The sequence below is a fragment of the Pseudacidovorax sp. RU35E genome, assembly GCF_900156165.1.
In the GTDB taxonomy this organism is placed as follows: Bacteria; Pseudomonadota; Gammaproteobacteria; order Burkholderiales; family Burkholderiaceae_C; genus Xenophilus.
In genome coordinates, this window is sequence record NZ_FTMY01000001.1 from 107,882 (window position 1) to 124,517 (window position 16,636).

Annotated in this window: 13 protein-coding genes; 12 read left to right on the top strand and 1 reads right to left on the bottom strand. The window is 72.5% G+C overall.

The window, feature by feature from the left end; genetic code table 11:
* The first annotated feature begins 357 nt into the window (after nucleotides 1–357).
* From BXA03_RS26800 to BXA03_RS00340, 3 genes are read left to right on the top strand one after another with little or no spacing between them, the layout of a single operon-like run.
* Nucleotides 358–2,505 carry a hypothetical protein gene (locus BXA03_RS26800; protein ID WP_076503214.1) on the top strand — a complete coding sequence of 716 codons (2,148 nt, stop codon included), beginning with the start codon at nucleotides 358–360 and terminating at the stop codon, nucleotides 2,503–2,505.
* Nucleotides 2,502–4,475 carry a preprotein translocase subunit SecA gene (locus BXA03_RS00335; RefSeq protein ID WP_083715773.1) on the top strand — a complete coding sequence of 658 codons (1,974 nt, stop codon included), beginning with the start codon at nucleotides 2,502–2,504 and terminating at the stop codon, nucleotides 4,473–4,475. Before BXA03_RS26800 ends, BXA03_RS00335 begins: the two co-directional genes overlap by 4 nt.
* A complete protein-coding gene (locus tag BXA03_RS00340) occupies nucleotides 4,472–5,458 on the top strand; it encodes an efflux RND transporter periplasmic adaptor subunit (RefSeq protein WP_083715774.1) in 987 nt (328 codons plus the stop codon). Before BXA03_RS00335 ends, BXA03_RS00340 begins: the two co-directional genes overlap by 4 nt.
* Nucleotides 5,459–5,990: 532 nt before the next feature.
* On the opposite strand, the gene BXA03_RS00345 is transcribed toward BXA03_RS00340, so the two are convergent.
* A complete protein-coding gene (locus BXA03_RS00345; protein ID WP_076503215.1) occupies nucleotides 5,991–7,580 on the bottom strand; it encodes a helicase HerA-like domain-containing protein in 1,590 nt (529 codons plus the stop codon).
* A gap of 178 nt (nucleotides 7,581–7,758) precedes the next feature.
* Here BXA03_RS00345 and BXA03_RS00350 point away from each other — a divergent pair, with 178 nt between their 5' ends.
* The 9 genes from BXA03_RS00350 to BXA03_RS00390 all read left to right on the top strand — a co-directional run bounded on the left by BXA03_RS00350 (nucleotide 7,759) and on the right by BXA03_RS00390 (nucleotide 16,581).
* Nucleotides 7,759–8,040, top strand: coding sequence for a phosphopantetheine-binding protein (locus tag BXA03_RS00350; RefSeq protein ID WP_076503216.1), 282 nt, complete (start codon nucleotides 7,759–7,761; stop codon nucleotides 8,038–8,040).
* Nucleotides 8,041–8,045: 5 nt separating this feature from the next.
* Nucleotides 8,046–8,669, top strand: a complete 624-nt coding sequence (locus tag BXA03_RS00355) for a COG4648 family protein (RefSeq protein WP_076503217.1) — start codon at nucleotides 8,046–8,048, stop codon at nucleotides 8,667–8,669.
* Nucleotides 8,666–10,390, top strand: coding sequence for an ApeI family dehydratase (locus BXA03_RS00360; RefSeq protein WP_076503218.1), 1,725 nt, complete (start codon nucleotides 8,666–8,668; stop codon nucleotides 10,388–10,390). Before BXA03_RS00355 ends, BXA03_RS00360 begins: the two co-directional genes overlap by 4 nt.
* A gap of 58 nt (nucleotides 10,391–10,448) precedes the next feature.
* The gene (locus tag BXA03_RS00365) at nucleotides 10,449–11,477 is read left to right on the top strand and encodes an acyl-CoA synthetase (protein ID WP_076503219.1); all 1,029 of its coding nucleotides are present in this window, start codon (nucleotides 10,449–10,451) and stop codon (nucleotides 11,475–11,477) included.
* A complete protein-coding gene (locus BXA03_RS00370) occupies nucleotides 11,443–12,066 on the top strand; it encodes a LolA-related protein (protein ID WP_076503220.1) in 624 nt (207 codons plus the stop codon). The genes BXA03_RS00365 and BXA03_RS00370 overlap by 35 nt, the downstream gene beginning before the upstream one ends.
* Nucleotides 12,063–14,465 carry an MMPL family transporter gene (locus BXA03_RS00375; RefSeq protein WP_076503221.1) on the top strand — a complete coding sequence of 801 codons (2,403 nt, stop codon included), beginning with the start codon at nucleotides 12,063–12,065 and terminating at the stop codon, nucleotides 14,463–14,465. The genes BXA03_RS00370 and BXA03_RS00375 overlap by 4 nt, the downstream gene beginning before the upstream one ends.
* A complete protein-coding gene (locus BXA03_RS00380; RefSeq protein ID WP_076503222.1) occupies nucleotides 14,462–15,277 on the top strand; it encodes a polysaccharide deacetylase family protein in 816 nt (271 codons plus the stop codon). Before BXA03_RS00375 ends, BXA03_RS00380 begins: the two co-directional genes overlap by 4 nt.
* Before the next feature lie 78 nt (nucleotides 15,278–15,355).
* A complete protein-coding gene (locus BXA03_RS00385; protein WP_076503223.1) occupies nucleotides 15,356–16,120 on the top strand; it encodes a class I SAM-dependent methyltransferase in 765 nt (254 codons plus the stop codon).
* A complete protein-coding gene (locus BXA03_RS00390) occupies nucleotides 16,117–16,581 on the top strand; it encodes a hotdog family protein (protein ID WP_076503224.1) in 465 nt (154 codons plus the stop codon). Before BXA03_RS00385 ends, BXA03_RS00390 begins: the two co-directional genes overlap by 4 nt.
* The last annotated feature ends 55 nt before the right edge of the window (nucleotides 16,582–16,636 follow it).

Genomic DNA, 16,636 nt, shown 5'->3' on the forward strand with positions numbered 1-16,636 from the left:
CTCGGGCAACCTGCGGTGCTCGCCGGATGAGCGCGTGGCGCAACTCGCTACGCGCTGCGCGCTGCGCTCGAACAGGCGCCACGAGTCAGTCACGACCGGCCCGCGGGGGCCGCGGGCCTCGCTCATCCGGCTGCGCGCCTCGGCGCATCCTGAGGGCGCCGCCCGCGCGCAGGCCGGAGCCGGCTCCAGGGTTGATCGAGGCGGGTGGGCGTCTTCCATTCGACTTCCCGTCGTGGGCTCCCGCTTTGCTCCTCTCCCCTCTGGGGAGAGGCAGGGTGAGGGGCCCGGGCGCTCGATAGACCCAGGGCGTTCGACATGCCCGCACGGCTCATTCGCCTTCTCGACCGAGCCCCACTGATGGAACGCCCCCTTCTCTCCAGCAACTGGTACCGCGTGGCCCACCTGCGCCCGCGGCTGCGCAGCCATGTGCGGCTGCACCGGCATGTCTACCGCGGCCAGCCCTGGTGGGTGCTGGAAGACCGGGTGGGCGGGCGGCACCACCGTTTCAACCTGGCCTACCACCGGGCCCTGAACCTGATGGACGGGCGGCGCACGCTGGCCCAGGTGTGGGACCTGCTCGGTGCCGAGCTGCACGAGGACACGCCCACGCAGGAAGAACTGATCCAACTGCTCGGCCAGCTGCATTCGGCCGATCTCGTGCAGTGCGACGTCACGCCCGATGTGGCCGAATTGTTCGAGCGGCGTGGGCGCCTGCAGCGCATGAAATGGTTCGGCCGCGTGGGCAACCCGGTGGCGCTGAAGGTGCCGGTGTTCGACCCCGACCGGCTGCTCACGGCGCTGTACCGGCGGCTGCGGCCCTTCGCCGGGCGGCTGGGGCTGCTGCTGTGGCTGGCGGTGGTGCTGCCGGCCGTGGGCCTGGCCTTCGTGCACGGGGCTGAGCTCACGGGCAATGCCGCCGACCGGCTGCTGGCCGTGGACAACCTGCTGCTGCTGGCGGTGCTCTTCCCGCTGGTCAAGGCCGCGCACGAGCTGGGCCACGGCCTGGCCTGCAAGCACCTGGGCGGTGAGGTGCACGAGGCCGGGCTGATGCTGCTGGCGCTGTACCCGGTGCCCTATGTCGACGTGTCCAACGCCGCGGCCAGCCCGGGCAAGTGGCAGCGTGCGCTGGTGGGCGCGGCCGGCATGCTGACCGAGCTGTTCATCGCCGCCATCGCCTTCTACCTGTGGCTGGTGCTGGAGCCGGGTCTGGCCCGCGCCATGGCCTACGACGTGGCGCTGCTGGCCAGCGTGACCACGCTGTTCTTCAACGCCAACCCGCTGCTGCGCTACGACGGTTACTACATCCTGGTCGACCTGATCGAGATCCCCAACCTGGCGCAGCGGGCCAACAAGCAATGGCAGCACTGGGTAGAGCGGCGCGTGTTCGGCGTGCGCGGCAGCGAGCCGCCGCCGGCCACGCCGGGCGAGCGGCGCTGGTTCTTCTGGTATGCGCCGCTGTCCTTCGTGTATCGGCTTTTCGTGTCGCTGAGCATCGCCTTCTTCGTGGCCGGGCGCTTCTTCTTCGTCGGCGTGCTGATGGCGCTGTGGACGCTGGCGCTGTCGGTGCTGTGGCCGGCCTTCAAGGGCCTGCGGGCGCTGGCCACCGGGCCTCAGTTCGCCGACCGCACCGGCCGGGTGCGGGGCGTGATGGCGGGCTCGGTGGTGGTGCTGTTGCTGCTGCTGTTCGCGCTGCCCCTGCCGCACCACACCACGGCCGAGGGCGTGCTGTGGCTGCCCGAGAAGGCCATCGTGCGCGCCGGCAGCGCCGGCTTCGTGCGGCAGCTGCTGGCCGAGCCGGGCCAGCCGGTGCGCCGCGGCCAGCCGGTGCTGGAGGCGGTGGACGCCACGCTGGCCGCGCAGTTGGAGGCGCAGGCCGCCAAGGTCGAGGAGGCCCAGGGCCAGTACGACGCGGCCTGGGGCGTGCAGCAGTCCCGCGCCGAGCAGCTGGCCGAGGACCTCAAGCGCGAGCAGGGCGTGCTGGCGCGGCTGCAGGAGCAGGCGGCGCAGCTTACCGTGCAGGCCCAGGTCGATGGTCTGCTGCTGGTGCCGCAGGCCGACGACCTGCCGGGCCGCTTCGTGCGCAAGGGCGAGGTGCTGGCCTATGTGCGCACCGGCGAGGCACCGCTGGTGCGCGTGGTGGTGCGGCAGGGCGACGTCGATGCGGTGCGGCTGGACACGCGCCGCGTGCAGGTGCGCCTGGCCACCCAGGGCGGCGAGGTCTGGCCTGCCACGCTGGTGCGCGCCGTGCCCGCCGCCGTTCGCCAGTTGCCCAGCGCCGTGCTGGGCACCCGCGGCGGCGGCGAGGCCGTGCTCGACCCCAAGGACGACAAGGGCCTGGCCACGCTGGAGTCGCTCTTCGAGTTCGAGCTGCGCCTGCCCGATGCCCTGCCCGGGCACTACCTGGGCAGCCGCGTCCATGTGCGCTTCGCCCACAGTGCCGAACCGGTGGGCTGGCGCGGCCTGCGGGCGCTGCGCCGCGCCTTTCTCTCGCAGTTCCAGCTATGACGATGCTCAGCCTTCCCGTGCGCGGCCCGTTGGCCCGCAGCGCGCATCCCGAACGCGAGGACAAGACCGTCCACGCCGCCGACGAGTGGGTGCTCTCGGCCGCCGCCCGCCTGCGCCAGGGCCTGGTGCGACCGGCGGGTGGCGCGCTGGCGCGCTTGCGCCAGGCCCTCGAAGCCGGCGAGGCCGAACGCCGCGCGCTGGACGACGAGGCCCTGCGCACGGCGCTGCGCGCCGTGGCACCCGCCGCCGTCCGCGAGCTCAAGCCGGCCGCGCTGGACGAGGCCTTGGTGCTGGTGGCCGAGGCCGCGCGCCGCACGCTGGGCATGACGCCCTATCCCACGCAGCTGCTGGGCGCCGAAACGCTGCTGCGCGGCCGCCTGGCCGAGATGAACACCGGCGAGGGCAAGACCCTCACCGCAGGCCTGGCCGCCTGCCTGGCAGGCGTGGCCGGCGTGCCCACCCATGTGGTGACGGTCAACGACTACCTCGCCGAGCGCGATGCCGAGAAGACCGGCCCGCTGATGGCCTTCATGGGCCTGCGCGTCGGCGTGGTGATCGGCGGCATGGACCCAGCCGCCAAGCGCCGCGCCTATGCATGCGACGTCGCCTATTGCACCAACAAGGACCTGGTCTTCGACTACCTGCGCGACCGCGTCGAGGCCCAGGGCCGCGCCACCGATGCGCAGCTGAAGGTGCGCCGCCTGTATGGCGCCGCGGGCGGCGAGCCGATGCTGCGCGGCCTGCACTTCGCCATCGTGGACGAGGCCGACAGCATCCTGATCGACGAGGCGCGCACGCCGCTGATCCTGGCCGAGAAGGCCGGCGCCGTGGCGCATGCCGGCGCCTTCGAGCAGGCGCTGGCGCTGGCGCGGCAGCTGCGGCCCGGCACCGACTTCGAGCTGCTGGCCGCACGCCGCGCCGTGCACCTGCTGCCGGCCGGCCGCGACTGGCTCGCGGCGACGGCGGCCGATCTGGATGGGCCCTGGCGCATCCGCCATGCGCGCGAGCACCTGGCCGTGCAGGCCCTGCGTGCGCTGCACCTGTACCACCGCGACCGGCACTACCTCATCGACGACGAAGGCCAGGTGCAGATCATCGACGAGTACACCGGCCGCGTGCTGCCGGGCCGCACCTGGGAGCAGGGCCTGCACCAGATGATCGAGGCGAAGGAGGGCCGCCCGCTGTCCGAGCAGACCCGCACGCTGGCGCGCATCACCTACCAGCGCTTCTTCACCCGCTACCTGCGCCTGGCCGGCATGACCGGCACCGGGCGCGAGGTGGCGCACGAACTGGCCGTGGTGTATCGGCTGCGCACCACCGTGATTCCGCCGCACCGGCCCAGCCAGCGGCGCATGCTGCCCGCCCGCCTGTGCGCCGACGAGGCCGCCAAGTGGCAGGCCGTGGCCGACGTGGTGGCCCAGCACCATGCGCTCGGCCAGCCGGTGCTGGTGGGCACGCGATCGGTCGAGGCCTCTGAGCGCCTTGCCCGGCTGCTGAGCGGACGCGGCCTGCCGCACCAGGTGCTCAATGCCCGCCAGGACGCGCAGGAGGCCGCCATCGTGGCCCGCGCCGGCGAGCGAGGGGCCATCACGGTGGCCACCAACATGGCCGGGCGCGGCACCGACATCGCGCTCGGCGAGGGTGTGCGTGCCCTCGGCGGTCTGATGGTCATCCTGACCGAGTACCACGAGTCGCCGCGCATCGACCGGCAGCTGGTGGGCCGTTGTGGCCGCCAGGGCGACCCAGGCCTGGCCCTGGCCGTGGTCGCCGCCGACGACGAACTGCTGCGCCAGCGCGGCGGTCCCTGGCATGCCCTGTTGCAGCCGGGCGAGGGCGGCTGGCGGCTCGATCAATGCCGCCGCCATGCCCAGGCCGATGCCGAGCGGCAGCATGCGCGCACGCGGCGCGACACCCTTCGCCAGGACCGCCGGCTCGACCAGCTCCTGGCTTTTTCCGGCGAGGCGATATGACCCTGCATTCCATGATCTCCCTGAAGGCGGCTGCGGCGCGCGGCCGCCAACCCCGGACCCTCGCTGCCCCGCGTGCGCAGCGGCGGCATGGGGCCATCGGGGCGTCAGCACTCCTGCTGCTCGGCCTGGGCGCCGCGCAGGCCGTGCGTGCCGCGCCGCCCACCGCGTCGGGTGCCGCGTCGCCACCCGCGATGGCTGCGGCCGCGGCGCCTGCACCGGCCGGTGGCTTTGCCTGCCTGATCGAGCCCTTCCAGCGCATCGAACTGCGCAGCGGCCTGGAGGCGCGCATCGACGCCATCCATGTGGACCGGGGCAGCGAGGTCAAGAAGGGCCAGGTGCTGGTCGAGCTGGACAGCGGCGCCGAGCGCGCGGCGCTGGAGGGCGCCCGCTACCGCGCCGTGATGGACGGCGCCATCCGCTCGGCCGACAGCCGCAGCCAGGCGGCGAAACAGAAGCTGGCGCGGCGCGAGGAACTGGTGCGCGAGAAGTACATCTCGGCCCAGGACCGCGACGACGCGCGCCTGGAGATGCAGGTGGCCGAGGCCGACGCCGCCGAGGCCCGCGACAACCGCCGCCTCGCGCAGATCGAACAGCGGCGGCTGGGCGAACTGGTGGAGCAGCGCCGGCTGCGCAGCCCCTTCCAGGGCGTGGTCACCGAGCGGTTGCAGCACGTCGGCGAGGTGGCCCAGGCCGGCGAGAGTGCCCGGCCGATCCTCAAGCTGGCGCAGACCCATCCATTGCGCGTCGAGGTGATCCTGCCCGTTGCGCTGTATGGCCAGCTGCGCAAGGGCGGCACGGCGCGGGTGGAGGTGGAGCGGCCCCTCACCGGCAGCTACACCGCCACGGTGGCAGTGGTCGACCGCGTCGTCGACTCGGCCAGTGGCACTTTCGGCGTGAGGCTGGAGCTGCCCAACCCCGAGGGCAGCATCCCGGCCGGCGTGAAATGCCGGGTGCAGTTCGCCGGGGACGCCAGCGCGAGATAGGGCCGGCATCGGCCGGGCTTTGCGGTCTGCGCTGACAGCGCCGCGATCCCTGTTCCTGCTCTTCGATGCGCAAGATTAACCCTGGGTGAACCCCCAACACGCAATTTGTCACAAACGCGTATCGTGCGTCTCAGGAGGCCAGCTGCCGTCGGGTGATGGCAGCGGGACCTCCGCCAAGAGATGGAGACGCCATGTTGATGATCATTGCTGGATTCATGCTGGGTGTGGTGTGTGGCACGGTGCTTGTCGGCTTCATGGTCGGCCGCAGCCGCCAGGCCGAAGAAGAAGCAGTGCGCTACCCGAGCTACTGAGCGAAAGCATCCGGGTCGCCGCGTGGGCGGCCCTCCACCGGTCTGCCTGGGGCGGGCAGCACCGGTCCGACCTCATCCGCCGGCAGGCGGACTTCCGCCCCTGTGTGGCCGGCGCCGGCCGAATGCTCCGGGCGGGCCGGAGACTGGATCCACCGGCGCCTCCCGCGCGCCGTGCAATTCCGGAGCCATCGGCCGCGGCCACCAGCGCATCGCGCGGACCCTCAGCGCCGTGTCTTCGCCCCGAAGATTCCCCCCAGCACCCCCCGCAGGATTTCCTTGCCCACGTTCGTGCCCACGGTGCGCACGGCCGACTTGGCCAGGGTCTGCACCAGTCCATCCTTCCGGCCGCCGCGCGGGCCGGTCGTCCCGAAGAGCAGGTCATTGAGGAAGCTGCCCTCCGCCGGCGCCGAGCCGCCAGCGGGCGAGGGCGTCGAAGGGCCGGTGCGCGTTGGCGTGCCGCCGATCGGCGTCGGCATGCGGTCGGGGGCGGGAACCGGCGCGCCCTGGCCACCGGCGGCAGGGGCGTCGGGCGCCGAGGCCGCACGTCCCTTGAGCTTCTCGTAGGCCGACTCGCGGTCCACGGCCTGGTCGTAGACGCCGGCCACCAGCGAGCCGGCGATGAGCGCCTTGCGCTGTTCCGGCGTCACCGGGCCGATCTGCCCCGCCGGCGGCAGCACGAAGACGCGCTCCGTGATTCCGGGCCGGCCCTTCTCGTCGAGCAGGCTCACCAGCGCCTCGCCCACGGCGAGTTCGGTGATGGCCTGACCGATGTCCAGGCCGGGCTTGGGGCGCATGGTGCTGGCCGCCGACTGCACCGCCTTCTGGTCGCGCGGCGTGAACGCGCGCAGGGCATGCTGGACCCGGTTGCCCAACTGGGCGAGCACCGAGTCGGGAATGTCCAGTGGGTTCTGCGTCACGAAGTACACGCCCACGCCCTTGGAACGCACCAGGCGCACCACCAGCTCGATGCGTTCGACGAGCGCCTTGGGTGCATCCTTGAACAGCAGGTGCGCCTCGTCGAAGAAGAAGGCCAGCTTGGGCTTGTCCAGGTCGCCCACCTCGGGCAGTTGCTCGAACAGCTCCGACAGCATCCACAGCAGGAAGGTGGCGTACAGGCGCGGCGAGTTCATCAGCTTGTCGGCCGCCAGGATGTTGACCACGCCCCGGCCGTCCACCGTCTGCATGAAGTCCTGGATGTCCAGCATCGGCTCGCCGAAGAAACGGTCGCCGCCCTGCGACTCGACCGTCAGCAGTCCGCGCTGGATCGCCCCCACGCTGGCCGCGCTGACGTTGCCGTAGCTCGTGGTGTATTGCTTGGCGTTCTCGCCCACGTGGGCCAGCATGGCCCGAAGGTCCTTCAGGTCCAGCAGCAGCAGGCCGCTGTCGTCGGCGATCTTGAACACCAGGTTGAGCACGCCGGCCTGGGTGTCGTTGAGGTCGAGCATGCGGCCCAGCAGCAGGGGGCCCATGTCGGAGATGGTGGCGCGCACCGGATGGCCCTGCTCGCCGAACACGTCCCACAGCGTCACCGGGCAGGCCTGCGGCGCAGGCAACTCGATGCCGCGCTCCTTGAGCGTCGCGGCCATGCGCTCGCCGATGCGGCCGGGCTGGCTGATGCCACCCAGGTCCCCCTTCACGTCGGCCATGAAGACCGGCACACCGATGCCGGACAGGCGCTCGGCCAGGGTCTGCAGCGTGACGGTCTTGCCGGTGCCGGTGGCCCCGGTGATCAGCCCGTGCCGGTTGGCCAGGGCAGGCAGCAGAAAGCATTCGGTGGCGCCTTGGCGGGCCAGCAGCAGAGGATCGGCCATGGGACTCCCAGTCGAGGGCGAAAAAGACGGCGGCAGTCTACCGAAGGGCCGCCCCGGGGCAGGGCCGTGCGGCTCGGGCGACAGGAGGCCGTGGCCGCGGGGGCGACTCCTATAATTTTTCCCTTTGCCGCGGGGTCATCGACCCGCGGTTCATTTCCTTTACCCCCGGGAGCCCTTCTTGCCTTCGACCGCCTCCTTTGAACGCACTCCGCTCGAGAACGAACTGGCCGAACTGCTGGTGAGCGCCCTCAACCTCGAGGTGGCGCCCGATTCCATCGACCCGGAGGCGCCGCTCTATGGCGACGGACTGGGCCTGGATTCCATCGACATCCTCGAAGTGGCCCTCGAGATCTCGCGCCGCTACGGCTTCCAGCTGCGCTCGGACGATGAGCGCAACCAGCAGATCTTCGCCTCGCTGCGCGCGCTGGCGGCCCACGTCGACGCCCACAAGGCTGGGTAAGGCGCATGCCCGCCTGGCGCATTGCGCTGATGCTGCTGGCGGGCGTGGCCTATGCCGGCGCTTCGCACTGGATGATGCTCTACCACGCCGCCGAGCCCTGGGCCGTGGTGGTGCTGCTGGTGCCGCTGTGGCTCACCGGTCTGGGGCTGGCGGGCCAGCACCTCGGCCGTGCCGGGCTGGCGCTGGTGGCGGTGCTGGGCGTGGCCGGCCTGGGCCTGGTGATGAGCGGCCACGCCGGTGATCCCAATCCGCTCTATGTGCTGCAGCACGTGGGCATCAATGCGCTGCTGGCCGGCTGGTTCGGTGGCACGTTGCGTGCGGGGCAGCTCTCGCTGATCGGGCAGTTCGCGCAGCGCATCCACACGCTCACGCCCGACATGCGGCGCTACACGGCCCGAGTGACCGCGGTGTGGACCGTCTACTTCTGCGTGGTCTGCGCGCTGTCGCTGGGCGTGTACCTGCTGCGCCCCTTCGAGGACTGGTCGCTGTTCTCCAACGTGGTCACGCCGGTGGGTGTCGGCGCCCTGTTCGTGGGCGAATACCTGCTGCGTTACCGCCTGCATCCCGAATTCGAGCGCGTGCGGCTGATCGATGCCGTGCGCGCCTTCTACGCGCCTGCCAAGCAATGAGCGTGTCCTTTCTGCTCGGCCCGCGCGACCTGCGCGCGCCGCTGGCCTGGCGTCATGGCCGGCCGATCAGTGCCCTGGCCTGGCTCGCCGATGTCGAGGCCGTCGCCGCAACGCTTCCGGCCGAGGGGCCGGCCGTCAACCTCTGCGGTGATCGCTACCGCTTCAGCGTGGGCCTGGCGGCGGCGCTGCTGCGCGGCCACGCCAGCCTGCTGCCGCCCGATGCGCGTGAGGACACACTGGCCCGCGTCTGCGCCGAGCATCCCGCAGCCTTCGCGCTGATCGATCCGGGCGAGCCGCACGGCGCCCATCTGGCGCAGCGCGTCGCCGTCGACGCCCAGGGCGAGCGCACGCCCCTCGACGCCATGCCCGACTGGGCCGCCATTGCCCTGGACCGCCATGCCGCGAGCCTGCTCACCTCGGGCTCCACCGGTGTGCCGCAGCCGCATGCCAAGCGCTGGGGCACGCTGGTCGGCGACGTGGCCGCCGCCGTGCCGCGGCTGTGCGCGCTGCTCGGCCTGTCCACGTTGGACGGTCTGACGCTGGTGGCCACGGTGCCGGTGCAGCACAGCTATGGCCTCGAGTCCTCGGCGCTGCTGGCCATGCTGGGCGGGCCGGCCTTCGAGGCCGGGCGTCCGTTCTATCCGGCCGACATCGTGCAGGCGCTGGAATCTGTGCCGCGGCCGCGCGCGCTGGTCACCACACCCTTCCACCTCAAGACGCTGCTGCAGTCCGGGCTGACCGTGCCGCCGGTGGACATGGTGCTCTCGGCCACCGCGCCGCTGTCGCCGCAACTGGCCGCCCAGGCCGAGCGCGCCACGGGCGGTGTGATGGTCGAGATCTACGGCAGCACCGAGACCGGCCAGGTCGCCACCCGCTGCCCCGTGCGCAGCGAGGTGTGGGAGGTGATGGGCGACATCCGCGTGCAGGCCGAGACAGGGCCCGATGGGGGCGAGCGCTTCGTCTTCTCGGGCGACTTCATTCCCGCGCCCACGCCCATGGCGGACCTGCTGGAACTGCTGGGCGATGGCCGCTTCCGCCTTCTCGGCCGGGCCAACGACCTGGTGCACGTGGCGGGCCGGCGGACGTCGCTGGGCCACCTCGACTTCCACCTCAACAGCATCCCCGGCGTGGAGGACGGCGCCTTCTGGCTGCCCGACGACGTCGCCGATGGCGTGGTGCGGCCGGTGGCCTTCGTGGTGGCGCCCTCGGTGGATGCCGCGACGGTCATCGCCGGCCTGCGCGAGCGCATCGAGCCGGTGTTCGTGCCGCGCCGCGTGGTGCATGTGCAGGCGCTGCCGCGGGTGGGCACCGGCAAGTTGACGCGGCGCGAACTGCGCGAGTTCGCGCTCTCCCAGTTGGCGGCGGACGGCAGCCCGGTGCGGCTGTCGCACCGCGTGCCCGAGGACCATCCCGCCTTCGCCGGCCATTTCCCCGGCCAGCCACTGTTGCCGGGCGCCTTGTTGCTGGCCGAGTTGCTGGAGGCGATGCGCGCCGTGCCCTCGCTGCGCGCGCGCCTGGGCGACGCGCCGATGCTGGCGGCGGCCAAGTTCCTGGCGCCGGTGCGTCCGGGCGCCGACCTCGTCTTCGACCTTCAGCCCGAGGCGGGGGCCGCGGCCGGCGTGCGCTTCGAGGTGCGAATGGGCGACACCGTGGCCGCCAGCGGACGCTGGCTGCCGGGCGATGGCGCCCGCACCGCAGGCGGAGCCGGAGGTCGCCCGTGAGCGCCCGCCCGGCCGTTCCGAAGGGCGCTCGCACCGCAGGCGAAGCCGGAGGTTCTCAATGAGCGCCCTGGGCGACGACCTGCGCCCCGGCACCGACTGGGCCCGCGCGCCCGAGCGCAGCAACATCCTGGCGCTGCGCTTCATCTGCTGGATGGCGCTGCGCTGCGGCCGGCCGCTCACGCGGCTGATCCTGCATCCGATCACGCTGTACTTCCTGCTCTTCTCGCCCACGCCGCGCCGCCATGTCCGCCGCTACCTGACGCGGTCCATCGGCCCGAAGGCGGGGTGGCGCGACGGCTACCGGCTGCTGCACAACTTTGCCTCGACGGTGCTCGACCGCGTGTATTTCCTGCGCGGGCACATGTCGCTCTTCGACGTGCAGGTGCAGGGCGGCCTGGCCGTGGAGGCCGACGTGCGCGCGGGCCGGGGCGCCTTCCTCGTCGGCGCCCACATCGGCAGCTTCGAGGCGCTGTCGGCCTGCCGCCAGCAGGCCGAGGAGCCGGTCGACCTGCGACTCGCCATGCTGATGTACCCCGACAACGCGCGGCGCATCAACGCCGTGCTCGAGGCCATCAGCCTGCCCGAATACCGTCCGCACATCATCGCCCTGGGCCGGCCCGCCGCCATGCTGGAGCTGCGCGACTGGCTGAACAGCGGCCGCATGGCCGGCATGCTCGGCGACCGCACCCTGGCCGTGGGAGAGGACGACGGCGGCCAGCGCGGCAACCGCGTGCAGATCGACTTCCTGGGCCAGCCGGCCTGGTTCAACGACGGGCCCTTCCGGCTCGCCGAGCTGCTGCGCCGGCCGGCCGTGTTCATGGCGGGCCTGTACCTGGGCGGAAACCGCTACCGCGTGGTGTTCGAGCCTCTGGCCGATTTCTCGGCACCGGCAGTGGAAAGCGGCGCCACCGTGCCCGGCGCACCGCCGCCGCGGCGTGCCCGCGGGCTCGATCCCGCCGAGCGGGAACGCCGAATCCGCGAAGCCCTCGAAGCCTATGTGCGGCGCCTGGAAGACCTGTGCCGCGCCAATCCCCACAACTGGTTCAATTTCCATGACTTCTGGCTCGAAGATTCGCCGCGTGCGTGAGGCCCTGGCCGGCGTGCGCCGCCTGCGCGCCGCGCTGCTGCTGGCCCTGGCCGGGCTGCTCGCGGCGCCCGCATGGGCGCTCGACCTCAACGAGCTGATGGCCCTGCTGGCCCAGCGCCGCAGCGGCGAGGCGCGCTTCACCGAGCAGCGCTACGTGCGCGGCCTGGACGGCCCGCTCGACTCGGCCGGCGTGCTCAGCTTCACCGCGCCCGACAAGCTGGTGCGCCGCACGCTCACGCCGCGGCCGGAGTCGATGGAGGTGCAGGGCAACGTTCTGATCCTCTCGCGCGGCGGCCGCACCCGCACCCTGAGCCTGGACGCCATGCCCGAGCTGCAGGGCATGATGGAAGCCATGCGCGGCACCCTGAGCGGCAACGCGCCTGCGCTGCTGCGCTACTTCAAGGCCGACGTGAAGGGCGATGCCAAGGCCTGGACGCTCGACCTGGTGCCCACACTGCCCGCACTGGCCGCCCAGGTGCGCAGCCTGCGCCTGTCCGGCATCGGCAGCGACGTGCGCGGCATCGAGATGGAGTTCATCGGCGGCGACCGCTCGGTGATGAACATCGTGCCCGGGCCCGCCGGTTCATGAGCCGCCGTCCTCCTGTCGCGCCGGCCCATGACGCCGGCCTCTCGCCCGCGCGCCGGCTGGCCGTGGTGCTGGTGTGGCTGCTGGTCCTCGCGGCCGGTGTGGGCGTGATCGCCCGCTCCCGGGTCGACGCCGACCTCTCGGCCTTCCTGCCTGCCCACCCCGACGCACGCCAGCGCATGCTGATCGAGCAGATCCAGACCGGCGTGGCCTCGCGCACGCTGTTCATCGGCATCGAGGGCGGGCGCGACGAGGCGCAGCGCGCGGCCGTCTCGCGCGAGCTGGGCCAGCGCCTGCGCAAGAGCGGCCTGTTCGACCAGGTGCAGAACGGCGACCAGAGCGAGTGGCGCGATGCTGGCACCTGGGTCTTCGACCGACGCTACCAGCTCTCGCCCGCGGTCACGCCCGAGCACTTCACGGTCGAGGGGCTGCGCAACGCCATCCTCGACACCCTCTCGTTGCTGGGCACGCCGGGCGGCAATGCCTTCAAGCCGCTGCTGGAGCGCGACCCCACCGGCGAATCCGCCCGCATGGCCGAGACGCTGATCCCGGCCACCGCGCCGCGCAGCGTCGAAGGCGTGTGGGCCGCGCGCGAGGCGCCGCGCGCGCTGCTGCTGGCCAGCACCCGCGCTGCCGGCGGCGACCTGGACGCCCAGGCCCAGGCCATCGCCACCATCCAGGCCGACTTCGCCCAGGCGGCCGCGCAGGTCGGCGCCAGCGACACCCGCCTGCTGATGAGCGGCACGGCCGTTTTCTCGGTGCAGAGCCGCGACAGCATCAAGCGCGAGGCCGTCCACCTGGCGGTGGTGGGTGCCATCGTGGTCAGCGGTTTGCTGCTGCTGGCGTTCGGCGCGCTGCGGGCGCTGGCGATCGCCATGCTGCCCGTCGCCACGGGCGTGGTGGTGGGCACGGCCGCGGTGAGCCTGGTCTTCGGCGGCGTGCATGGCCTGACGCTGGGCTTCGGCAGCACGCTGATCGGCGAGACGGTGGACTACGCCATCTACTACCTGATCCAGGCCCGCCAGGTGGCGGGCGAGGGCCCCGCGCAGGCCGGCTGGCAGCGCTGGCGCGACCTGCACTGGCCCACGGTGCGGCTGGGCCTGCTGACCTCGGTGGCGGGCTTCGCGGCGCTGGTGTTCTCGGGCTTTCCGGGTCTGGCGCAGCTGGGCGTGTTCTCCATCGCCGGCCTGGTGGCCGCGGCCGTGGCCACGCGCTTCCTGCTGCCGGTGCTGGCGCCGCAGGGTGCCTCGGGCCGCGGCCTGCGCCGCTACATGGCGCACGCGGCCGGCGCACTCGTGCGCGGGCTGCCGCGCCTGCGGCTGCCGCTGATGGCCCTGGCCATCGCCGGCTTCGTGCTCGTGCTGTGGCAGGGCGACCAGCTCTGGCGCGCCGGCCTCAGCTCGATGAGCCCGGTCTCGCGCGAATCGCAGGCGCTGGACGAGCAACTGCGCGGCGACATCGGCGCCAGCGACGGCGCCACGCTGGTGGTGGCCTATGGCGACACCGTCGAGGCGGCCCTGCGCCAGGCCGAGGTGGCCGGCGCGCGGCTCGACCCGCTGGTCGATCGCGGCGTGCTGCTGGGCTACGACAGCGTGGCCCGCATCCTGCCCAGCCAGGCCCTGCAGATGCAGCGGCGCGAAGCCTTGCCCGACGCCACCACGCTGCGCGCCCGGCTGGAGGAGGCCACGGCGGGCCTGCCGATCGCGGCAGACCGCCTGACACCTTTCGTGACCCAGGTCGAGGCGGCGCGCGCCGCGTCGCTGATCGGACGCGAAGACGCGCGCCAGGGCCCGCTCGGCGCCGTGGTCGACGCGCTGCTCTTCGAGCGGCCGGGTGGCGGCTGGGCCGCCATGGTCTCGCTGCACCCCGGCCCCCAGTTCAAGCATGCGGACGTCGTCGCCGCCCTGCAGGGTCTGCCGGGCGTGTCGGTGGCCGAGGTCGGGGAGGAGCTGAGTGCGCTCTACAAGCGCTACCTGCACGAGGCCTTCGTGCAGGTGGGCCTGGGCGCGCTGGCCGTGGTGCTGCTGCTGGGCGCCTGGCTGCGCTCGGGGCGGCGCCTGCTGGCCGTGTGCCAGCCGCTCGCTGCCGCCGTGGCGCTGACGCTGGGGGCGATGGCGGCCATGGGCATGGCGCTGTCCATCCTGCATCTGGTGGGCCTGCTGCTGGTGGTGGCCGTGGGCTCCAACTACGCGCTCTTCTTCGACCAACTGCGCGAGACCGGCCATGCCGACGAGGACACGCTGGCCTCGCTGATGCTGGCCAACCTGACCACGGTGATCTCATTCACGCTCATCGCCATCTCCGACATTCCGTCATTGGCCTCCATCGGCCAGGTGGTGGCACCCGGTGCGTTGCTGGCGCTGCTGCTGTCGGCGGCCTTTGCAAGGACGGCACGGGCATGAGTGGCGCGGCCGGCCGCTGGCAGCCCACGCCCTTCCTCAAGGGCAGTGCGGTGCTGCATGCCGGCGCAGTGGGCGTCAGCATGGCCGTGCCAGGCGCCTGGCCCTTTGCATTGGGCGCGGTCGTGCTCAACCATGCCGCGATCACCGCCATCGGCCTCACGCCGCGCAGCCACTGGCTGGGCCAGAACACGCTGCGCCTGCCCGCCGCCGCCGAAGCGCGGAACGAAGTGGCGCTGACCATCGACGACGGGCCGGAGCCCGCGGTGACCCCGGCTGTGCTCGACCTCCTCGACGCCCAAGGCCAGAAGGCCACCTTCTTCTGCATTGCTGAGCGGGTGCAGGCGCATCCGGCCCTGGCGCGCGAGATCGTGGGCCGTGGCCACAGCATCCAGAACCATACGGCGCAGCACCGGCACAACTTCTCGGTGCTCGGCCCGCGCGGTTTCCATGCCGAGATCGAACGCGCGCAACAGATGATCGAGGCCGTCGTCGGCCAGCGGCCAAGCTGCTTCCGCGCGCCCGCCGGCCTGCGCAATCCCTTCCTCGCCCCGGTGCTGCATCGCCTGGGGCTGGAGCTGGTGAGCTGGACCCGCCGTGGCTTCGACACCCGCGAGCGCGACCCCGCCCGCGTGCTGGCACGCCTGACCCGCGGCCTGCGCGCCGGCGACATCCTGCTGCTGCACGATGGCCACGCGGCGCTGGCATCCAGCGGCCGGCCGGTGATCCTGGACGTGCTGCCGCCGCTGCTCGACCAGTTCTCGCGCCAGGGCCTGCGCGCCGTGACCTTGCCCCATGCGCTCGGCCATGCGTGAACCGCTCGGCGCACCAGACCTTCTCCGCCTGTGCACCTCTCCAGCAAACGGAGAGGGCGCCATGACCCCAACGCATCCGTGACCTCGACCCCGCCTTCCTCCGACGCCGCGTGGCGCGAACTCCACGCCCGCGCCACCGAGCCCTACCGCCAGGGCGGCAACTTCGCCTGGCATTTCGCACGCGGCAAGCTCGGCCATGACCCGGTGTTCCGCGGCATCGTCGAGCGTGGCCTGATCGGCGAGGGCCGGCCCCGCATGCTCGACATCGGCTCGGGCCAGAGCCTGTTCGCCAACGTGCTGCACACAGCCCAGGCGATGCGCGCCGAAGGCCGCTGGCCCGCCGCCTGGGCGCGGCTGCCGGCCGATGCCCGCTACACCGGCATCGAGCTGATGCCCCGCGATGTGGAGCGCGCGCAGCGCTCGGTCGGCCACATCCGGCCCATGCCCACCATCATCTGCGGCAACATGTGCGAGGCCGACTTTCCGGCCTGCGACGTGGTCGTGATCCTCGACGTGCTGCACTACGTGGACCATGCCGCACAGGAAGGCGTGCTCGTGCGGGTGCGCGATGCGCTGGCCGGCGGCGCCGCGGAGCGTGACGGCGTGCCCGGCCGCCTGCTGCTGCGCGTGGGCGATGCCGCCAGCCGCCGCGGCTTCGCCATCAGCCAGTGGGTCGACCGCACGGTGACGCGCATCCGCGGCCACAAGGTCTCGCCCACCTGGGGCCGCACGCTCGACGAGTGGATCGCCCTGCTGCAGCGCCTGGGCTTCGCGGTGCAGCCCATGCCCATGAGCCAGGGCACGCCCTTTGCCAATGTGCTGCTGATCTCGGACCTGCCATGACCGCGCCCGCCACCCTCGACCGAAGCGGCATCGCCGCGCGCATTCCCCACGCGGGCAGCATGTGCCTGCTCGACCGGCTCGAAGCCTGGGATGCGCAGTCCATCCACTGCACGACCGCCACGCATGCCGACCCCGCCAACCCGATGCGCACCTCCTCGGGCCTGCTCGCCCCCTGCGCCATCGAGTTCGCGGCGCAGGCCATGGCGCTGCATGGTGGCCTGCTGAGCACAGTTGACGGCCCGCCTGCGGCCGGCTACCTGGCCAGCACGCGCAACGTGCGGCTGCACCGTGCCCGCTTCGACGACGCCCCTGCGCCGCTGCACCTGCATGCCGAGCGCCTGTCGGGCGACGCGCAGCAGGTGCTCTATGCCTTCCGCGTGCTCGATGCCGACGGCCAGCCTGTCGCGGACGGGCGGGCGGTGGTGGTTCTCAACACGCCCTTGCCGGATTCCGCGCCCTGAGCGCCTGCCCGGCCATCACGACCGGTGTCCGTGACACCGGCAACGACGGAGGTAC